Origin of the sequence: Pseudoxanthomonas yeongjuensis, from assembly GCF_010093345.1 — a bacterium.
Lineage (GTDB): Bacteria > Pseudomonadota > Gammaproteobacteria > Xanthomonadales > Xanthomonadaceae > Pseudoxanthomonas_A > Pseudoxanthomonas_A yeongjuensis.
The window spans coordinates 445,875-466,788 of the sequence record NZ_PDWT01000002.1; the positions used below are offsets into that span (position 1 = coordinate 445,875).

Annotated in this window: 11 protein-coding genes; 8 read left to right on the plus strand and 3 right to left on the minus strand. The window is 63.5% G+C overall.

Going from position 1 to position 20,914, the window contains the following annotated elements; translation table 11 throughout:
• Positions 1–7: 7 nt before the first annotated feature.
• Positions 8–3,016: a TonB-dependent receptor gene (locus CSC74_RS09160; protein WP_162314131.1), complete on the minus strand. Its 3,009-nt coding sequence runs from the start codon at positions 3,014–3,016 to the stop codon at positions 8–10.
• Positions 3,017–3,536: 520 nt separating this feature from the next.
• Entirely contained in the window at positions 3,537–4,544 is a 1,008-nt protein-coding gene (locus CSC74_RS09165) for a LacI family DNA-binding transcriptional regulator (protein ID WP_162314132.1), read from the minus strand.
• Positions 4,545–5,251: 707 nt separating this feature from the next.
• Here CSC74_RS09165 and CSC74_RS09170 point away from each other — a divergent pair.
• Together CSC74_RS09170 and CSC74_RS09175 are read left to right on the plus strand one after the other, a co-directional pair.
• The gene (locus tag CSC74_RS09170) at positions 5,252–7,657 is read left to right on the plus strand and encodes a glycoside hydrolase family 3 protein (protein WP_246193089.1); all 2,406 of its coding nucleotides are present in this window, start codon (positions 5,252–5,254) and stop codon (positions 7,655–7,657) included.
• A gap of 35 nt (positions 7,658–7,692) precedes the next feature.
• Complete coding sequence (locus tag CSC74_RS09175) at positions 7,693–8,508, plus strand: polysaccharide deacetylase family protein (RefSeq protein WP_162314134.1); 816 nt, start codon at positions 7,693–7,695, stop codon at positions 8,506–8,508.
• 198 nt (positions 8,509–8,706) lie between these two features.
• Here CSC74_RS09175 and CSC74_RS09180 read toward each other — a convergent pair whose 3' ends face one another.
• Positions 8,707–10,833, minus strand: coding sequence for a S9 family peptidase (locus CSC74_RS09180; RefSeq protein WP_162314135.1), 2,127 nt, complete (start codon positions 10,831–10,833; stop codon positions 8,707–8,709).
• Between the two features lie 297 nt (positions 10,834–11,130).
• Between CSC74_RS09180 and CSC74_RS09185 the strand changes: the two genes are divergently transcribed.
• From CSC74_RS09185 to CSC74_RS09210, 6 genes are all read left to right on the plus strand, one after another.
• Positions 11,131–14,262, plus strand: coding sequence for a TonB-dependent receptor (locus tag CSC74_RS09185; protein WP_162314136.1), 3,132 nt, complete (start codon positions 11,131–11,133; stop codon positions 14,260–14,262).
• Positions 14,263–14,519: 257 nt separating this feature from the next.
• Entirely contained in the window at positions 14,520–17,078 is a 2,559-nt protein-coding gene (locus CSC74_RS09190) for an alpha/beta hydrolase family protein (protein WP_162314137.1), read from the plus strand.
• A 199-nt stretch (positions 17,079–17,277) separates the two neighbouring features.
• Positions 17,278–17,847 (plus strand): RNA polymerase sigma factor, encoded by a 570-nt coding sequence (locus CSC74_RS09195; RefSeq protein ID WP_162314138.1) that lies wholly within the window; start codon positions 17,278–17,280, stop codon positions 17,845–17,847.
• Positions 17,844–18,911, plus strand: a complete 1,068-nt coding sequence (locus tag CSC74_RS09200; RefSeq protein ID WP_162314139.1) for a FecR family protein — start codon at positions 17,844–17,846, stop codon at positions 18,909–18,911. Before CSC74_RS09195 ends, CSC74_RS09200 begins: the two co-directional genes overlap by 4 nt.
• Before the next feature lie 206 nt (positions 18,912–19,117).
• The gene (locus tag CSC74_RS09205) at positions 19,118–19,696 is read left to right on the plus strand and encodes an RNA polymerase sigma factor (RefSeq protein ID WP_162314140.1); all 579 of its coding nucleotides are present in this window, start codon (positions 19,118–19,120) and stop codon (positions 19,694–19,696) included.
• Positions 19,697–19,743: 47 nt separating this feature from the next.
• Positions 19,744–20,709 (plus strand): FecR family protein, encoded by a 966-nt coding sequence (locus CSC74_RS09210; protein WP_162314141.1) that lies wholly within the window; start codon positions 19,744–19,746, stop codon positions 20,707–20,709.
• Positions 20,710–20,914: the final 205 nt, after the last annotated feature.

The following is a 20,914-nucleotide window of genomic DNA, read 5'->3' on the forward strand; positions in this document are numbered from 1 at the left end:
CCGTCGATCAGAACTTGTAGCGGAGTCCGAACATGTAGCGCGGCCCGTTCTGGGTCGCGAACAGCACCTGGTTCTGGTGTCGCCCGTGGACGCGCTGGGTCTCGTCGGTCAGATTGATGCCTTCCACCTGCAGCGTCAGCCGTTCGGTGACCTCGTAGCTGACATTCATGTCCAACTGGCCATAGGCCTCGACGTAGTTCGGGTTTGGCCCCTGTCCATCGAACCGGCTCGAGAGGAACTCGTCGCGCCAGTTGTACGCGGCGCGGACCTGCCAGCGGCCCTTGTCGTAGAACGCCACCAGGTTCGCCGAGTCGCTCAGGCCCTCAAGCGCGAACTGTTCGCCCAGGTTGTAATTGTCGTAGCCCAGGCTCGAGTCGACGATGGTGTAGTTGGCGGCCAGACCGAAGCCGCTTTCGCCGAACACGTGCTGGACGTTGAACTCCCAGCCATCCAGCGACGCCGACTGCTGGTTGGCGGGCACGGTGATGGCGAACGACGCGATCGGATCGCCGGGCAGGCCTTCGATCGTGCCGGTCTGCTCGCCGTTCGCGTTGGTGCCCGTCGAGGTGACCCCGGGATCGCCGGCATGGTTGATGAGGATGAAGTTGCGGATGCAGACCATGTCGGAGACCGCGCAGCCGCTCCCCAATGCCTCGTTCCAGTAGGCGCCGCCCACCGGGGTGTGCAGGTCGAACGGGGTGTCCTCGATCTGCGTCACGCCGATGTAGTTGTCGATGTTCTTGCGGAAGTAGCCGACCGACAGGTAGCTCGATTCGCCGTAGTACCACTCGAACGACAGGTCGAAGTTGTGCGACAGCAGCGGCTCCAGGGCCGGGTTGCCCTGGTTGCCGTCGCCGCCATCGACGCGCAGCAGCTGGGCTATGGTTTGCCCGCCCTGGATGTCCTGCCAGCCGGGACGGCCGATGGTTTCGCCGTAGGAGCCGCGCAGCTTGATCGTGTCGGTGAGGTCGAGGGCCAGGTCGAGGTTCGGCAGCAGGTAGTCGTACTTTCCTTTCAGCGTGGTGAAGCCGGCTTCGCCGAAGATCACGTTCAACTCGTTGGCCGAGCCCCATGAGATCCCGGTACCGATCGGCACCAGTGCCGACGAGGTGACTTCGGTCTCCTCGTAGCGCACGCCCGCGGCCACGTGCAGCGGCATCGACCAATCGAACGTCGTGGTCCACTGCAGGTAGGCGCTCTTCGATTTCTCGGTAGTGCGCAGGTCGCGGGTGAATTCCGTCGGCGCGCGATAGAACGAATCGTCGCCGGCGACCAGCGCCGCCTGGTCGCGCAACCGGTTGAAGTCGAACACCAGGAACTGGCTGCTGAAGTTCGGGTCGTTGGAACCGGAGAAGCTGTCGAAGTAGCGCGACATGTCGTCGACGTACCAGATGCCATCCTCGTAATCGGCCGGCGTCCCCACGCCGCCCCAGGTGTCGCGCTGCATGTAACCGTAGGCGGTGCGGTTGTTCACTTCGGTCGAGGCGACCCCGAAGTCCAGCCCGGAATAGTCGCCGAACTTGAAGGTGCCGCTCAGTTGGCCCTGCTCGACTTCGGAGCGGCTGTAGGCGTTCTGGAACACCGAGCCCGTTACCAGCGCCTGCGAGGGATCGACGCCGGCGACGCCGGGCGGCAGCTGGATGTTGACGATCGGGAAATCGCCGCTGAAGTCGGCCGTGGTGGTGCCGCGGATGAACGCCGCGGCACCGAGCACGCCCGCCGAGCCATACGGGCTGTCAGGCCTCGTCTCGGCGCTGGAGTCGTGGTAATCGAACTCCAGGTTCAGCGAGTCGTTTACTTCCCACTCGACATTGAAACCTAGTGATTCGTTCGTGTTCTTGTTCGCGAGCTGCATGCCGCCCATGGCGATGTCGGCGTTGGCGGCGGTGATCGTTTCCGAATAGATGATCGGCGCGGAAACCGGGCCGTCGGTCCATGAGCTCGCGCCCGGACCGTAGTTGAACCATACCGACAGCTCGTTGCGCTGTTGCTGGATCTTGTTTTCCGAATAGGTGTAGTCGAGGGTCGTCGTCACCCGGTCGGTTGGCGCGTACTGCAAGGTCAGCTGGCCGTTGGTGCGCTGGCGTTGCACGCCGTTGACGCTATAGCCCAGGTTCTGGGGACGCGAATAGATGTCGTCCGGACCCGGACGGTTGGTGATAAGGTCGTAGCCTGGGTCTCCGGGTTGCGGGAGCCTGTTCCAACTGGTTGTGTCGTCGCCGCGGAATCTGGCCCAACCATTGGCGACAGCCGCCTGGCTGAAACCGAAATCCCGTTCCTGATAGCTGGCGGTCAAGGCGATGCCGAATTTTCCGTCGGCGGAAGTATTGCTGAAGATGCCGGACACTTCCGGCGTGACCGAATCCCCTTCGAACGAGCGCGGCAGGTTGTTCACGGAAGTATCGTGGACGCCCTTGATGCCCACATTGGCGAGGAAACCGGGATTGTCGAGCGGACGTGCGGTCTTGATGTTGATCGTGGCGCCGATGCCGCCGGCAGGCGTGCTTGCACGGCTGGTCTTGTAGACCTCGACCGCGGAGATGGCCTCCGATGCGAGATTGGCGAAATCGAATGCTCTCGAATTGGATACGCCGGCGCCTCCCGCATTGCTGGATGCCGGCATCTGCCGACCGTTCAACAGCACCAGATTGAAATCGGGTCCGACGCCGCGCACGGTGACCTTGGAGCCTTCGCCGAGCGAACGGTCGATGGACACGCCGCTGATGCGCTGCAGCGATTCCGCCAGGTTGGTGTCGGGGAATTTGCCGATGTCCTCGGCGACGATGCCGTCGATGATGCCCTGCGCATCGCGCTTGAGGTTCATCGAGGAGGTCAGACTGCCGCGGATGCCGGTGACTACGACCGTGTCGAGCGTGGTGGCGTCGGTTTCGGTCGTACTGGCGGCAGGACTGTCCACTTTCTCTGCGGCTTCCTGCGCCCAGGCGGTGTTGGCCAGTGCGAGCAGCAATGCGGACGTAAGGATTCTCTTCTTCGGAACGACATGCAGCTCTTTCATGGATTTCCTCCCCGGAATGTCACGAAAAATTTTGTGTGTCTCTGTGCGGCAAATACCAGGCCCCTATGAGCGCCGCTGCATTGGACGCCCAATTGACAGCGTTGTCAACCGGGGCATCCGTGACCGCGGAAAGGCCTGAAAAGCAGGGTTTTCCGCATGAATTCATGCTGCACCGCAACGAACTTGACTGTCATTGCCCGGCGCCCTGTTCGCGCTCGCAAGATCGTTCGTAGGTCGCGTCGGGAATGGTGGTTAGGGATGCCGGGGAAGGCTGTCGCGCGAGAAAGTGCAGCATGAATCCTGCGACTTGGACTTCAGCGCAGCCGATGCCTCGCGTCATCCGCGCGTGCGGGTGGGCGGATCAGCGATCTTCTACTGTGCGGCCCCGGGTTTCCATCGGCGATGTGCCGATCAATTCCCACTCACCGATTTCCACTCGATGCCACGCATCGCCAGGAAGCCGCGGAACGGCAGGCATCGCATTACGCATCACTGCGTCGAATGGCGTGCTGCCCGGAGCTCAGCGTTTCTTCGGCGGACGCGTCGATTCGCGGAACAGCAGCGTGTGTTCTACATGGACCATGCGTCCGGCGTCCGGGGTGCGGATGCGGTCGAACAGCTCCAGCGTCGCCAGGCGACCCATCTCCGAAGTCGGCTGGCGTACCGTGGTCAGGGCGGGATAGATGTGCCGCGCGATGGGCGTGTCGTCGAAGCCGCAGACCGAGAGATCCCGCGGCACGGCCAGGCCGCGCTCGCCCGCGGCGCGTATCACGCCCGCCGCCATGTCGTCGTTGGCCGCGAAAATCGCCGTCGGCGGTTGAGTCAGATCGAGCAGCACGTTGGCGCCGCTCATGCCCGATTCGAACGAGAATTCGCCCTGTGTCACCAGGTCCGCGTCATAGGCGATTCCGGCCTTGCGCAGCGCCTCGCGATAGCCCGCATAACGCCATTGGCAGGCGCCGTGCGCGCGGGGTCCCTTGATGTGGCCGATGCGCCTGTGGCCGAGTTCGATCAGTCCGGCCATCAATTCCAGGACCGCGGCGGTTTCTTCCATCATCACGCCGATGCGGTCGCGCGGGTTGCGCGGCGCGATGCAGGCGAATGGCACCTCATGTTCTTCCAGGTAGGACAACACGACGTTGTCGTCGGTCAGCGGCGGGATCAGCACCACGCCATCGGGACCGAAGTTCTCGAAGAGTCCCTTGATGTCGTCCGCCGTGCGCTTGCCGGATCCCACCGGCGCCAGGATCAGGTTGTAGTGATGGGCACGGCAGGCCTCGAGCATGCCGCCCTGGATTTCCATCAGATAGTTGCGCGAGGGATTGTTGTAGACCAGGGCCACTATGTAGGAGCGCTGGCCCGCGAGGCTGCGTGCGGACAGGTTGGGCTTGTACTTCAGCTGCTCGACGGTGCGCATCACCCGGTTGCGGGTTTCCTCGCGCACGTTGGGCTCGTTGTTGAGCACACGCGACACGGTTTTCATGGACACGCCTGCAGCGGTCGCCACATCCTCGATACGACTACGCATAGCCACGTTCCCGCTCCAGATTGGGCCCGCCTTGCGGCAGCCGGCCAGGTAATGAGGATTTTGACAGTGCCGCACCGGATTGTGTATCCACGCGCGCCGCCGCCGGGCGATCGCCAGTCAGCCGTCCTTTCGCCTCGGCGCCCCTGCGCATGGGTGCGAATGGAGCCAAGCATCGACTGCGGGTGCATGGGCTGGCATTCGCCGTTCCGCGATCTCGTCCGCGATCTTGCGCCATTGCTTCATCACTGCCGGGCCGCATGTGCGCTGGCGCGTGCTGCAAGGCAACAAGATGCGTTGTCGCCAAATGGGTGGATGGGTGTTGTGTTCGACTTTGCATGGCAAATCCGCACGTCACGCGAGTTATTAATTGACTTCGCTTCGGGTTGATTATATGACAGCGCTGTCAGATGTGTGCGGCCGACAGGCAATCCGCTCCGGTTCGCGCCTCGCCTGCGGGTCCGTGGTTGCTGGATTTCTCGGCGGCGGCGGTCGCCATCGTTCACGTTTGACAGGAGGGACCACAAGGCCCTCGACGAACGCTTCCAAACTTGTTGGAGAGACATGTGAAAGCTCTGTGCGTGACTTTTCTTTGCACCTGCCTTGGCGCAGGCCTGGCCCTGGCAGCCGACGCCAGCGCAAGCGACGCGAGCCCGAAGCCGTTGCAGGATTGGCCGCGCATCGAAAGCGCGATCGGGAAGGATGCGGCTGTGGAAGCACGCGTCCGCAAGATAGTGGCCGAGATGACGCTCGCCCAGAAGATCGGACAGATGACCCAGCCGGAAATCTCGTCGGTCACTCCCGCGGAGGTGCGCCAGTACTACCTCGGTTCGGTCTTGAACGGTGGTGGTTCGTGGCCCGGGAAGGACAAGCACGCCTCGGTGGGCGACTGGCTGCGCCTGGCGGAGCAGTACCACCAGGCATCGATCAGCACCGACGCGACCACGCCCATCCCGGTCATCTGGGGCACCGATGCCGTGCACGGCCACAACAATGTTTACGGGGCGACGCTGTTCCCGCACAACATCGGCCTGGGCGCGGCGCATGACCCGGAGTTGATCGAACGCATAGGCGAAGCGACCGGACAGTCCACGCGCGCGACGGGCATCGGCTGGGTATTCGGGCCGACCCTGGCGGTGGCGCAGGACGCCCGCTGGGGACGCACCTATGAAAGTTTCTCGGCCGATGGTGCGCTGGTCCGGGAATACGCCGCCGCTTACATCAAGGGTATCCAGGGCGACCTGGGTGGCGACGGCAACGTGGTGGCCACGGCCAAGCACTACATCGGCGATGGCGCCACCGATCACGGCAAGGATCAGGGCAATGCCGTGATCGGCAAGGCCGAGATGATCAACGTACACGGTCAGGGTTATTACGGCGCGCTCGCCGCGGGCGTGCAGACGGTGATGGCTTCGTTCAACAGCTGGAACGATGCGGCAGCGGGCGTGGACTACGGGAAGATGCACGGCAACCATGCGCTGCTGACCGAAACGTTGAAGGACAAGATGGGCTTCGACGGATTCGTGGTCACCGACTGGAACGGCATTTCCCAGGTGAAGGGCTGCAGCAACTCCAGTTGCGCACAGGCGATCAACGCCGGTATCGACATGGTCATGGTGCCCGAGGACTGGAAGGCCTTCATCGCCAGCACCATGGCCCAGGTGCGGGCCGGTGAAATCCCCATGGCGCGTATCGACGATGCGGTGACGCGCATCCTGCGGGTCAAGCTGCGCGCCGGATTGTTCGAGCGCAAGCCTTCGGACGGCCGCTACGCCAGCGACGAAAAAGCGTTGCAGCATCGTGAACTCGCGCGCCGTGCGGTGCGCGAGTCGCTGGTCCTGCTGAAGAACGAAGACAAGCTGCTTCCATTGCGGCGAGACCAGCGCGTGCTGGTGGTCGGCAAGAGCGCCGACAGCCTGTCCAACCAGGTCGGAGGCTGGTCGCTGACCTGGCAGGGCACCGGGAACACCAACCAGGATTATCCGAACGCCGACACGTTGCTGGCCGCGATCCGCGCCATCGTGGGCCAGGACAAAGTGGTGTTCAGTGAAACCGGCAAGGACGTGGATCCTTCGCGCTTCGATGTGGTCGTGGCCGCGATCGGCGAAACGCCGTATGCGGAAACCAATGGAGACATCGTGGCTTCCGACACGCTGGCCCATAGCCGTCGCCACCCCGAGGACCTGGCCGTGTTGCAGACCGCGTCGGCCATGGGCAAGCCGGTGGTCACGGTGTTTTTCTCCGGGCGCCCGCTCTATGCCAACGACCTGATCAACCTGTCGCGGGCCTTCGTCGCCGCCTGGTTGCCGGGTACGGAAGGCAAGGGCGTGACCGATGTGCTGTTCGCAAGCGAAGGCGATGAACCGGCGCCGGATTTCCGCGGCCGGCTGACGTTCCCCTGGCCCGGCGATCCATGCCCAGCGCCTGCGGATCGCGCGGACGCGGCACATCCCGCGTTGTTCGAGCCTGGCTATGGCTTGAGCTATGCGCGGCCGGTTTCCACGGCAGCGTTGCCGGTCGCGACCACGACCAGCTGCGGTGAGGCCGTCGCGCTGCCGATCTTCAATCTGGGCGACGCGCCGAACTTCGCCTTGCACGTGGCTACCGATGCCGTGGAGCGCGCACTCGGTGCCGACCTCAACGCGACTTTGCGTTGGCCGGATTCCGCGCCGGCATTGCAGGTGCGGACCGTGCAGGTCAACACGCAGCAGGACGCCAAGGAAGTCATCTGGCTGGCGCCTGCGCGCTTCTTCTCGCGCAATCCTGCACGCGACAATCTCAATGCCCTGGCCAATGCCAAGGCCGCGTTGCAGTTCGACCTGCTGCTGGTGCATGCGCCAGCGTCGGCAGTGATGCTGTCGATGGGTTGTGGTGGCGATTGCGGCGGTGGTATCGACATCGCGCCTGCGCTCGCCACCCTGCCGACGGGTCGGAAGCACACCTTCAAGATCCCGCTGCCCTGTTTCGCGCAGCGCGGCGTGGACCTCGGCGCAGTCGAAGTACCCTTCAGTGTCGCGGCCGACGCGCCGTTCGCCGCGGCCTTCACCAATATCCGCGTGGTCGCGGGGGCGGGCGCCGACGCGGATGCTTTCGATTGCGCGACGATCAAGCCTTGATCGTTACAGGGCGCAGGAAAGGACGGAAACGCACCATGAAGTCCCTTTCGGTCACGTTGGCGCTCATTGCATTCGCCTGGCCGCACTCGGTGCTGGCCGTGGAGACCGGTGTTTTCGCCTGGCCGGATGGCAGGAAGGCCGCGGTCAGCCTGGCTTACGACGATGCGCTGGATTCCCAGCTCGACAACGCGATCCCCGCACTGGATCGATATGGTTTGAAGGGGAGTTTCTACCTGCAGCTGTCGCGCGATCCCGTGCGCTTGCGGCTAGAGGAGTGGCGCGCCGCCGCCAGGAACGGACACGAGCTGGGCAACCACACCTTGTTCCACCAGTGCTCCGGTTCGCTGCAGGATCGCGACTGGGTCGAGCCGCAACGGGACCTGGACAGGACTTCGGCGGCGGCGATGAAGGATCAGGTGCTGCTGGCCAATGTCATGCTCACCGCGATCGACGGCCGCACGGAGCGCACCATGACCGTGCCGTGCGGCGACGTGATGGCCACGGGCGTCAACTACATCGACGCGGTGCGGCAGGAGTTCGTTGCGATCAAGCTCGGCGACGGCGCGGTCACGCCCGGCATGTGGAAACTCGACCCCTACGCGGTCACCGTCGAGACGCCAATTGGTATCACCGGCGAACAGCTCATCGCCCGGGTCGAGGAGGCGGCGCGCAAGGGCACCATGGTCAACTTCACCTTCCACGGCGTCGGCGGTGACTACCTGTCGGTCTCGAAGCAGGCCCATGAAGAACTGCTGCAGCACCTCTCGACCCACCGGGACATCTATTGGGTGGACACCTTCATCAACCTGATGGCGTACGTCAGGCAGCAACAATCCCTGGCAGGGCAGTAACGCCGCCAGGCTGCGGATGCGCCTTGCCGGAGACCGTCCGCTGTTCAGCGGCTTCGCGTCCAATGGGCATTCAAGCCTCTATTGCGAGGCGAATTGTCCGGCTCTCATTCCGAGGAGCGCGGTCGTCGGCCCGCGGCGCATGAGCCGCGAGGCATGCCATTTCCTCGAGATCGATGTCCAGCACCAACTCGCCCGGACTCAAGGGTGGCAAGTGTGCGGCTTGTACGGAAGCCCGCCCTTTCCTAGCAGCCAGTAGTCAAACCACGCCAGGTCGCGATCGACATAATCCCGCAGTGTCTCGCCGTCGCCTATGCCGTGCCCTTCCTCAGGATGCATGATCATTTCCACCGGCTTGCAATGCGCGTGCAGGTAGGTGAAGTACTCCAGGCCAGAGACGAAAAACATGCTGGGCATCGGCGGCTGTTCCTTCAAGCCGAATCGCAACAGGATGGGCGTATTGACCTTGCGTGGATCCGAGGTGGGGAACGGCGCATCGAGCAGGTGGTTGTCGACGAAGCCGGCATGCAACCAGTAGTTGCCCAGCAGATTGCCGCGATAGGCCACCGCACTGGAGATTCCGGTGTCGATGACCGGGTCATGCGCCGACGCCGCCTTGAACATGTCGGTCTGGGTCACCGCGAACGCCGTCACCCAGCCACCATAGCTGGCCCCTGCAATGCCGAGGCGCTCCGGATCGGCATAGCCTCGGCGGACCATTTCCTGCACGCCGGGAATAAGATCGTAATTGGTCGGGAACTCCCACCCTTCCAGAATGGCCTCCTGGTGTTGCCGGCCGTAGCCCGGATCGCCACGCGGGTTGGCCATCAGCACCATGTAACCGCGCGCGAGATAAAGTTCGGGGGGCACCTGGTGGGCGCCTTCGAAGTGCATCGCGTCGAAACTGTTGCGGAAAGCGACGCCCGGGCCGCCGTGGACCAGCAGAATCAGCGGATAGCGCTTGCCCGGCTGGTAGTCCGCCGGCTTGAGCAACCAGCCGTCGATGTCGAAGCGATCGTCCTTGCTGCGCCAACGTACGGTTTCCACGTCGGACACCTGGAACAGGTCGCGCACGGCATCGCCAAACCGCGTCAATCGCGACGGAGACGTGGAGGGCTGTTTCAGGTCGAGCAGGTAGACGTCGTTGGGCGTGTTGGCATCGCCCGTCACCAGCGCCATGGTGCGGCCGTCGGCACTCAGGCTGAACGCAATGACGTTCTTGCCCGCCGGCGTCAGGTCCTGCCAGCGTTCCTGGCCGGTCCGATCCGCGTGGAAAGCCTTGATCCGGTTCGAACCCCGGTCGAACCACTGGAAGTAAAGCGTTCCGTTCCCCGCGCCATCGCCACCGGCGCGCGACCAGAGGAAAGGGGCGGATCGACCGACATAGATTTCCAGCGATGCAAGAGGGTCTTGCCCTTGTTTTCCGTTACTGAACTCGAAGAGTTGCAGCGGCTCCAATTCCCACGTCTTTCGGAATTGGCTGGGGTCGGGAGAGGCCACGGTGCCTGCAACGGGAACGATAAAGCCAGCATCGGGACCGGTCAGCAAGGGCATGCGTTCGGTATCGACGGTTCCCGCCAGCGTGTCGAGCCGACGCTGGCGCACGTCGTAGCGATGCAAGGTGCGGCCCGACACGAACGCCATGCCACCGAACGGATTTGCCGGCGTACCGACGATCCACAGGGTTTCCGCCTCCCGCCATTGCAGGGCGCCAGGCTCGTCCAGCAGGTATTGGCTGTTGAACGCTTCCACGCGCTTCTTGCCCGTCAGGTCCATCACCACGGCCCTGCGCTCGGGCGACCAGCGCTTGGCCAGAGAGTCGTCGTACAAGCGCGAACGCGTCGCCACGATGGCCTTCGACTCGAGTCCTCCTTTCTCTTCCTTCTTTTCCTCGACGGATGCCGTCAGGGGATTCGCGCCGTTGCAGATGGCCGCGATCCGGCTGGCGTCCGGCGACCAGATCGCGACACCCACCGTTTCCTTGGTGCCGCAAGGTTGCAGGACTCGCGACTGGTTGCTGCCAAGATCCCGCACGACGAGTTCATTGACCTTGTCGCGCGCGACCCGGTACAGGATTTTCCGGCTGTCCGGAGACCAGACCGGGTTGTCGAGCGACGAGCCGGCGTCCGCGGCAGGTACGCGCTCGGGTTTGCCGCCGGCACGGGGCACCAGCCAAATCGTCCGCTGGCGCGAATAGTAGGTTTCCGGTTTGGGTCGCTCCGTGACCACGGCCACCCGGGAGCCGTCGGGAGAAATCTGGGCCTCCACGACCTGGTCGATCCGGAAAAGGTGTTCGTAGCGAAATGCATCCGTCGGCGCCGCCTGCAATCCGCCGGAAGCCAGTGCCGCCCACGCGCAGATCCAGCCGCAATGCGGGAAGGCGCGAACACTCGGGAGTTTCCACTGCATCGTTTGATTCCTTGTTCAGCATCGTTTGCTGGGTCAGGAAAGTGCAGACGTCGCAGTGGGGCCGCACCCTACCGGAAGCGCGGAGCGAAAAGGGTCGGCACCAATCGGGTGCGAAGACGGAGTGGCTAGCATATCCGTGTTGCAGGTAGGGTATTCGTGTGCCGCATCGCCATCCACAGCAAGCAGCGCCGCTGTGACTCCTGGGGATACACGAGAATGAAATTCCATCGATCTTTTGCCGGCCGTCGTACGCTGCTCGCGTTGGCGGTCGGTTGTTGCATGCAATGGGCGGTCGCCCAAAGCCTGGATACGCAACGTCAATACGATCTGCCCGCCGGAAGGCTGGTCGATGCGCTCAACGTGCTGAGCGAGCAGAGCGGCCTGCAGATCGTGTACGACGACAAGATCCTTTCGGGAAAGACCGCCGAGCCGGTGCGGGGGGTGATGACCGCGGAGCAGGCGCTGAAATCGTTATTGCAGAAGAAAGGGTTGGAGTTCCAGCACGTCAGCGAGCGCACGGTGCGGGTGAGGGTGGCCGCGCCGCCGTCACGCGGTGAATCCACGGCCGAGCCGCAAGCAAAGAAGATGTCAGCCCCGGGAGCAGAACCGGTCAACATGGCGGAAGTGCTGGTGAAGGGGAGCCGGTCGCTCAACGCAGACATCCAACGCAGCATCAATGACCCGCAGCCCTATGTGGTATTCAACCGGACGGATATCGAACGGGCGGGGGCGATCAACCTCAACGACTTTCTGCTGAAGCGATTGAGCGCCAATACCAACGCGACCACGACGAGCCAATCGGGCGAAATACTGGGTGACCGCAGTTCGATCAACCTGCGCGGGCTTGGGGAGGGTCAAACCCTTATTCTGGTCGACGGTCGCAGGTTGTCGAACGTCAGCGCAGGATTTAGCCCGGGACAACCGAATCTCAACGGGATTCCGCTTTCCGCGGTGGAGCGAATCGAAATTCTGCCCACGACCGCCTCTGCCATCTACGGTGGGTCGGCGACCGGTGGCGTCATCAACATCATATTGCGCCGGGGTTATGAAGGCGGCGAAGTGGCAATCAGCTACGACAACAGTTTCGACACGGATTCCTCCATCAAACGTATCGACTTCTCCTATGGCTTCTCGCTGGGACAGGGCCGAACCAGTGTGATGCTCAACGGCAGTTTGACTGAGGCCAACACGGTGTTGAATCGCGATCGCGACTTCATCGCTCGGGGGCTGGAACACGTCCTCGCCAACAATCCCGATTTCTCGGGATTGGCTTACCGACGCAGCATGACCCCGAATATCCGGAGCGTTACCGGCGTGGACCTCGTCTTGGATGACGGCACTCCATTGGAATCGCCCATCACTTTTTTGCCTACGGGTTATCTGGGTCCCGGGTCCGATGGTGGCGCCGCGCTGCTTGCCAACGCCGGGCGTCTGAATACCGAACCAAGCCCCGATGCCTACATAACAGGTGGTGCCGGGGCGTTTGGAGCCGCGCCGCGGACCAAGAGTTTCAGTGCCTCGATCCGACAGAGTTTCACCGACCGACTTGATGGTTTTTTGGATATCTCGCAAAACGAAACCCACTCGCGCGATCCTCGCGGTGCAGCCGCCTTTTTCACTCTGTCCGCTGATGATCCACGGAATCCATTCCAGCAGGCCATCCAGACTGGCGTCGTGACAGACGCGTACAACACTTACTCGGATAGTTCGAATCGTACAGATCGAGCCAGCGCCGGCTTGATCGCGCGTCTGCCCAAAGATTGGGCTGCATCCATGGATTTCACATGGTCGAAGTCGACGATCGGATACACGCTGCGACCTGGCCTGGTGGATTCTGCAGGATTGCTCGCGTCCGGCTTCGATCCCCTGATCGACCACTACAACCTCGGCACGCTGGACTTCGGAGCATACGCGCCAGCGGAGATCAGCAGTATTGGCGTCCCCGTGGTTACCTACAGCTACAACCCGACCCTGCGATTGGCCGGCCCTATTTGGCAACTCCCGGGCGGAGCCGTGACGGCGTCGTTCCTGATCGAGCAGCAGAAGAGCAACTTCGGAAGTGGCGCGCAGTGGAATGATCCCGGCGGTCCGACCGAACTCATGGCGGTATTCCCACCGCGTTCGCAGGACGTGCGAAGTGCATACATGGAGTTCGGCATCCCATTGTTCAGCAAAGCCAATGCGCGGCCCGGCCTGCAGGGCCTGGACCTGCAGTTGGCAGTGCGATATGACGATTACCGCAGCGTCAGCGGAAACTATTCCCTCTGGTTTCCCAGCCAGACGCCGGAACCGCCGCCTTTCGAACTCGTGAAAAATTCATCCGCGGAGACCACGGGCCTGTTCGGTCTGAAGTACACGCCTGTCCAGGGATTGAGCATTCGCGCCAGCCACGGCACCGGATTCGTGCCGCCGGACGTGACCCAACTCGGAGCGCCCTCGCGGCAGGAAGAGTATTTCTCGAGCACGCCGGACCCGCGCCGAGGAAACACGACCTCGCCTCTACCGATGGTCTACGTCTCCGGCAGCAACCCGAACCTGGAGCCGGAGAAATCCGAGACGACGTCGGTCGGCGTCATCTTCGAACCCACCTTCCTGCCCGGGTTCCGCGCTTCGCTGGACTACACCAAGCTGAAGAAGACCAACAACATCACCTCGATCAGCGAAGCCCAGCTTCTCCAATATGAGGCGATATTTCCGGAGCGGATCCAGCGCGGCGCGGCGCTGCCCGATGACCAGCCCGGCTGGGCCGGTCCCATCACCTACATCGACACGAGCCGGATCAATGCCGCCACTGCGCGCCTGGACAACATCGATATGCAGTTGAAGTACGGATTCGATCTGGACAACGGAGCGCACGTGGAATTCTGGGGTAACGGCACCTGGACATTGAAGGCGGAGCGCCAGATTCTGCCCGGCCTTGAGCCGATCCAGCTGAGGGGGATATCCGCATCGTACGGGCAATCGATTCCGCTCAATTTCCGCGGTTTTTATGGGGTCGATCTGGAGAAGGATGGCTGGGGTTTTGGATGGACGGTGCGCCACTACAGCTCATACCTGGTGGCGGACCCGGGCCTGGCGAACAGCGCACCGATACTGGCGGCGCAGGGAAATGGCGGGCGGGTGCCGCGACAGATGCTGCATGATCTTTCGTTGCGCTGGCGGTCGCTTTCGTCTTCGGACGACAGCGTGTGGCGCAGCATCCTGAGCAACGTGGAGGTCAATGCGGGCATTCGCAATGTCTTCAACAAGGAACCGGAAGTCGATGTGTCCAGCGATTACACGTTCTACAGCTACCTGGTGGATGCGCGGCTGCGCACTTACTACCTGCAGCTGAAGTACATGTTCTAAGCTGGCAAGGCGTAGCGAGCCCGAGCTTCAATCGTTCGTTCTGCCAGACGAGTTCCACGCACACAGCCGGCCCCGACCTTGTCGTGGGCCGGTTTTTCTTCGCGGGGCGCATCACCGCGATTTTCCGCCCAGGCAGAGTCCTCTTGCGCAGTAGATATCGGCGCGAGGGCCGTTGCCCCCTGTCGTAAGTCATGGTGGGGGCCGGGTGCCGCCGGACGCCTTAGTCATTACTTCGATTCCCATAAGGGCTGTCCGGCATGAAAGCGAGTTCCGTCATCCGCTTGTTCGTTCCACTGATACTGGTCGCCGGCTCGTTGCATGCGGCGGAATCGAAGCCGTTCACGCCCGAACTCATGCTGCAGAACGAAGACGTCGGCGAAGTCCGGTTCTCCGCGGACGGCAGCCAGGTCTACCTGGATAAATACCTGCCTTATCGCGACAAACAGCATTTCGACCGCGAGCGCGACTGGGGGCGCGGCCTCTCCGTCCTCTCCATCGTCGATGCCGCGACGGGAAAGGACAGCGCGCTGCGCAAGTCCCCGCAGGATCGCACTTGGTACATCGGAAGTTCGCCCGGCGGCGATCACGTGGCGTTCGGCTGGTTCGACGGCGATACCCAACGCATCGGCCTGCTGGACCCGAAGAGCGGCAAGGAACAGAGACTCGCGCTGGCTGCGACGACTTCGCCGCTTCCGCTCCTCTGGCTGTCGGCGCATGAGCTCGTGATCGCCTCCATGGACGCGGGCCAGCAGGACAAGATGATGGCGTCCGACAGTTACTCGCTGCGCAAGATCGGGGAGATGTCGCGCAAGAGTTGGCAAGGCCTGGCTTCGGTAAAGGTCGCGGGCAGTGGCCGCTATCGTTCCAAGCCCAACGACCAGCCGGTATCGCTGGCGCTGGTCGACGCGCGCAGCGGACAGGTTCGGCAGATCGATGCCGGCACCCTGGCCATGGTCCAGGTGCCGTCGCCCGCAGGCGGTAGCCTGGCCTATCTGCGCAAGTCCGGTTCCTTCGACATGGCCGGGATCAAAGTCGAGGCCATCATCGGCGTGGAAACGATCAACGAGTTGAACATCTACGATCTTTCCAAGGGCAAGACCACGGTGCGGATGTGCGATGGATGTTCGGTGGACGACGGATCGTTGCGCTGGTCGCCGAGCGGTCGCCAGCTGTACTACAGCGTCCGCTTCCGCGAAGGAGGAAAATTCACCCATCAGCACTTCATCTACGATGTGCAGGCGGGCGAATCGAGCCGGTTCCAGACGCCCGGCCTGGCCTGGGATACGGAAGTCGAACAGGCCCGGTTCCTGGCGCCCGTGCTTTGGCTGGACGAAAGCCACCTGGCCGTGCGCACGCGCAACAAGGAGGCGGGCGAGTTCGGAAACCAGGAGTTCCGCTGGAATCTGGTTACTCGTGGCGGCGAGGTAGTGAAGGAACTGAGCGCCGGCTTGCCGCGCGGCGAGGACAAACAGGCGTTGAAGTTGCCCGCCGCCGTGCACCAGGGTGCGCTGTTGCTGATCGCCGACGGTCGGCTCTGGCGTGTTCCGGTGGAAGGCAAAGCCGTCAACCTGACCGAGAAGCTGGGTGCGGACGTGGACACCTGGTGCGCCCCCTATGCGCCCTGGAGGATGGCCAATCCGCGCTGCGACGCGATGGGCAGCGATTCCATTTTCCCGCCGATCGAGCCTTTGGCGCTGCAGCGCGGCCGGGTAGCGTTGCGCATCATGCGCGACGGCGCCTTCACCGGCGAGTTCGCGTTCGTCGACCTGGCGAGCGGCCAGATCGCCCGGCTCAAGCGGCCTACGGAAGACAGCGCGCCGTTGGAAGTGTCCGCCTTCGCCCAGGCGGCCGTGTTCCAGCGCAAGGGCAACGATGGCGACGAGGTGCTGCTGGTCCGAAACGGCGCCGCGCCTGTGTCGCTGTATCGCTTCAATACGCATCTCGCGGGCGTCGAAGCCGCCAAGCCGGTACTGCTGACCCGCCGCGAAGCCGGCGAAGACGAGGATCGCAACGACTGGCTGTTGCTCCCACCGGACCACAAGCCCGGCGACCGGCATCCCCTGCTGGTGTACTTCTACCCCGACACGCGCTATCGCAAGGAGTTGAAAGGCGACGACCTTCGCGACATCTCGTTCTTGAACAAGAACATTCCCGCGGCGCGTGGATACGCGGTGCTCATGGCCAGCATGAAGATCTCCGACTACGGCACCGCAGGCGGAAACCCGATGCGGGAGATGCACGAGCAGCTCATCCGCGCGGCGGAAAACGCGGTGGCCAAGGGCTACGTGGACCCGGACCGCTGGGCGATCATGGGCCACTCCTACGGCGGCTACGGCACCAATAGCGTCATCACCCAGACCGGACGATTCAAGGCGGCGATCTCGATGGACGGCCCATCCAACCTCACCAGTGGGTACGGCATCGGCATGAACCAGGACAAGGCCTATGCGGTTCCCGAAGGACTGAACTTCGGTGCGTTGTGGTCGGAAGGAGGACAAGGCCGGATGGGCGTGCCGCCGTGGCGCGATCCGCAACGTTACATCGACAACAGCCCGGTGTTCTGGGCGCATCAGATCACGACCCCGCTGATGCTGATCCACGGCGACCTGGATTTCGTCAACGTGAACGAAGCCGAGCAGCTGTTCGCGGCCCTGCATCGCGAGGGCAAGGACGTGCAACTGGTCCGCTACTGGGGCGAGGGCCATGTCTACAATTCACCAGGCAACATCACCGACATGTGGAACCGGATCTTCGAGTTCCTCGACCAGAACCTGCAGTCCGCGCCGGGGGCGCAGAAAAAGGTTTCGGGCCTGTAAGCGGCTGAAGTCGGCGCCCCGCCCGGCCAATGGGGCAACGGCTGGAGCCGGCAAGAACCCCGGTCACGGAGAAGTACCGGTTGCCGGGTACCGGCAGGGCCTGGCCCTGCTGCTGACTGTCCGGCCGAGTGGAGGTAGGGTGCAGGCACACTGGGTCGCCTTCATGGATTGGGGGGCCAAAAGTCGGGAGCTGGCGGACATGGCGGATGGGCACGTGAACCAGGGCGCGGTCGTCGATGGATTGGGTGGCGACGACTCCGTTGGCGGGCAGCGGGGCATGGAAGCGTGGTTGCAGCAACTGCGTCCCGCGCTCATCGCATTCCTGCGCCGCAAGCTGCAGGATCCGGTCGACCTTCACGATGCCCTCCAGGAAACCAGCCTTCGGGCATGGAGCTACGCCGCGAGGTCGGAGGTCAGGGCGCCGGTCTCCATCTGCTTCCGCATCGCCGAGAACGTGGCCATCGATTTCGCCCGGGCGCAGAAACGCGCGCCCTTCACCGGCCAGGCCAGCGAGATCGAGCATTTCGCCGCCGAAGATCCAGGACCGGAGCGCTCCGCTTCGGCAACGCAAAAGCTGGAGCTGGTGAAGAAGGTGATCGGCGGGTTGCCGCCGGGATGCAGGCATGTATTCCTGCTCAGCCGCAGCAATGGCCTGAGCAATCCGGAGATCGCGAAGCGCTGCGGCGTGTCGATCAAGCTGGTCGAAAAGCAGATAAGCCGCGCGCTGCGGGAACTGCGCGAGCAGTCGCGGGAGTGGGAAGGAGAATGATCATGATAGGGATGGGCACGAGCGAACGACAACGCATCCAGATCGATTCGCAGGCAAGGGAATGGCAGCGGAAGCTTCAGCGCGGCAGCTTGCAGCAGGACGAGATGGAGGAGTTCGGTCACTGGATGGCGGTCCCCGCGCACGCCGCGGCCTATGCCGATTGCGAGTGGAGCACCGCTTGCGTCGAAGCGCTGGACCAGCGGCTCGATCCGCAGTGGTCGGGTTGGAAGGACGAGGCCATGCAGCGCGCGCGCAACGGAGCTCCCAAAGTGGAGCCGCTGGCCAACTGGAGCGATCTGGTGTTCTCCCCGACTTCGCGCTCGCGGAACCGGGAGGGTTCCGGTTTCATGAAGGCGGCATTCGCGATGGCCGCCTGCCTGGCGATCCTTGCGTTCGGTTTCTCATGGAAGCGGATGACGACAACCAACGTGCTGCATTACCAGGCGGGCGACGCAACGCGCGAAGTGCTTCTCCCCGACGGAACGCGCCTGACTTTGGACGCAGGCACGGCGGTGGACTACATGAAAGTGGGCGAGACGCGCCGCTTGCTGCTTCCCTCGGGGCGGGTGTACCTGAGCGTCTCCAAGGATCCGCATCACGCACGCTTCGTGGTGCAGAGCGGTCAGGTCGAGACGGTCGTACTGGGTACGCGCTTCCAGGTCAGCCAGACCGCCGATCGCACGGAGGTCGTGCTCGAAGAAGGCAAGGTGCGGATGCAACGTCCGGGTACCGCGCTGTTCGCCACGCTGGCGCCTGGCGAGCGCGGCTGGTGGACCGCCGATGCCTCCGGCTTCCAAACGGCGGCCGCCACGCCGTCTTCCGCGCTGGCATGGACGCGCGGACGGTTGCTGTTCGAGGACGCATCGCTGGCCGACGCCATCGTGGAAGTGAACCGCTATTCCAGGCACGTCCAGATCGAGCTGGCCGATCCCGAAGTAGGACAGCTGAAGGTCAACGGCAGCTATCTGGCCGGCGATGCCGAACTGGTCGTCGCCGCATGGGAAGCGACCCTGCCGGTGCATGCGCTGCATCAAGGCGACCGGATAAAGCTGGTACATAAGTAAGCGCCCGGCGCGGCTCGCCTTCACGGGGACAGCGGGAATTCCTCCCGGCCGGGGTAGGGTGACTTCGCCACGCTCCGTATAAGACCCGTTGGCCCTCCCTGCGCATGCCGCGCAACGGGTCCTCGGGAGCAGCCCATGCAAGGTCGGACGCGGAAGATATCGGCGCTAGACTGCGGAGTAACCACTTTCACGAGGGCTGTGCCGACGTGGATGAACCCGAAGCGCCGCCTGCCCGGCCCGCCTCGCCGGGATCCCCGGTGAGCGTGGAGGCCACCAGGCTGGACGACCTGGTAGAGCGGGCCATCCACCGCTACGACGCGGCATTGCGCGGCTTCCTGCGCTGGAAGATGGGTGTCGAGGAAGATGAAGTCCAGGACGCGCTGCAGGAAACCTATGAGCACCTGCTGCGCTACCGCCAGTCCGAATGGGACGAACTGCCGCGCGCGCTGGTGATGCGCATCGCCGCCAATGTCGTCATAGATCGGGCCCGTCATCGCGCATCGCGGCACACGCACCATCATGTTTCGGTCGACGACTTCGACTTCGAATCCGGCGAGGCCACGCCCGAGCGACGCTTGCTCGCCCAGGAAGACATCGCGTTGGTGAAGGACGCGATCCGCGACATGCCGGAGCGCTGCCAGGAAGTCTTCGTGCTGAGTCGGATCAAGGGAATGAACTACCAGCAGATCGCCGGGCACCTGTCCATTTCGGTGAAGGCCGTCGAGAAACACATTTCGCGCGCGCTGGCCTTGTGCCGGCAGCGGGTGGGGGAGTCGCGACAATGAACGTAGAAGACCAGGATATGCGCCGGTACCCTTCCGAATCCGTGGCCATGCAAGCCGATCGCTGGCTGGCGCGCCTGCGTTCCCCGGATTGCGGCATCGCCGATCGTCGATGCTTCCAGGAATGGCTGGCCCAGGCTCCCATGCACTGGCAGGCCTATAACCATGCCGAGCATCTGTGGTCGGCGGCCGCAGCGCAAGCGCAGGATCCGGAGATGGCCGCGATGGCCGACGCGATCCTGTCGCGCGCCCGGCAACGCCGCCATGCCGCGCCGCGTCGTGCTCGCCTGCTGGGCTGGGCAGCCGCTGTCGTGGTGCTGGTCGGCACGGTCGCGGGAGCGATGAGAAGCGGTTGGCTGTCCCCGACGCCGGCGGCCGTGATGTACAGCACCGCCATTGGCGAGATCCGTTCCTTCACCCTGTCCGACGGAAGCGTGATCACGCTCAATACCGACACCATGCTGCAGGTAAGCATGGGGACGCACGCGAGGACGATTACCTTGCAGCGTGGGGAAGCGCAGTTCAAGGTCGCTCCCGACCCGCAGAAACCTTTTACCGTGGGTACGCCGCAGGCCGCGGTGACCGCGGTCGGCACGGTGTTCCAGGTGCGCAATATCGATGCGGCCACCCAGGTATCGCTATTGGAAGGTCGCGTGCGGGTGGTGCCTGCGGGCACGGAGAGGAATGTCGCCGTGCGCCAGGACCTGGTGCCCGGAGACAAGCTGCTGGCCAAAGCGGGCACGCCCTGGCTGCGCACCCGAACCGATACCGAGGCCGCCAACGGCTGGCTGTCGGGTCGGCTTGTCTTCGATTCCATTCCCCTCAGCCAGGCGGTATCGGAATTCAATCGCTATTCCCAGCGCAAGTTGCGCATCGACGACCCGGCCGTGGGCGAGATCCGTATCGAAGGGGTATTCAATGCCGGAGATACGGACTCCATCTTGCTTGCCCTGCGATACGCATACGCGTTGCGTGTGGATGATCGCGGTACCGAAGTGGTGCTAAGCCGCAAGTAGGCGCGCGTAAACGCGCACGGTCCGGCGCAATGCCGATCCGCCGCCTCATTCCCGAGTCATCGCCGAAGGGAATCCGCATCCCGGGAATGCAGCTTCCGGGAAATATCATCATGCTGAAACGAATCGAGGGTAGGGGAACGGGTTGCGCTTGCGTAATAGACCCTGATGCCACCTCGCACCGGGGCGGCCACTTCGATTGATGGGG

Excerpts from the sequence above, each read along its gene's own strand:
- CSC74_RS09200 (WP_162314139.1), top strand. The coding sequence starts at position 17,844 with ATGATCATGATAGGGATGGGCACGAGCGAACGACAACGCATCCAGATC.
- CSC74_RS09190 (WP_162314137.1), top strand. The coding sequence starts at position 14,520 with ATGAAAGCGAGTTCCGTCATCCGCTTGTTCGTTCCACTGATACTGGTC.
- CSC74_RS09165 (WP_162314132.1), bottom strand. The coding sequence starts at position 4,544 with ATGCGTAGTCGTATCGAGGATGTGGCGACCGCTGCAGGCGTGTCCATG.
- CSC74_RS09195 (WP_162314138.1), top strand. The coding sequence starts at position 17,278 with ATGGCGGATGGGCACGTGAACCAGGGCGCGGTCGTCGATGGATTGGGT.
- CSC74_RS09160 (WP_162314131.1), bottom strand. The coding sequence starts at position 3,016 with ATGAAAGAGCTGCATGTCGTTCCGAAGAAGAGAATCCTTACGTCCGCA.
- CSC74_RS09185 (WP_162314136.1), top strand. The coding sequence starts at position 11,131 with ATGAAATTCCATCGATCTTTTGCCGGCCGTCGTACGCTGCTCGCGTTG.
- CSC74_RS09210 (WP_162314141.1), top strand. The coding sequence starts at position 19,744 with ATGCAAGCCGATCGCTGGCTGGCGCGCCTGCGTTCCCCGGATTGCGGC.
- CSC74_RS09175 (WP_162314134.1), top strand. The coding sequence starts at position 7,693 with ATGAAGTCCCTTTCGGTCACGTTGGCGCTCATTGCATTCGCCTGGCCG.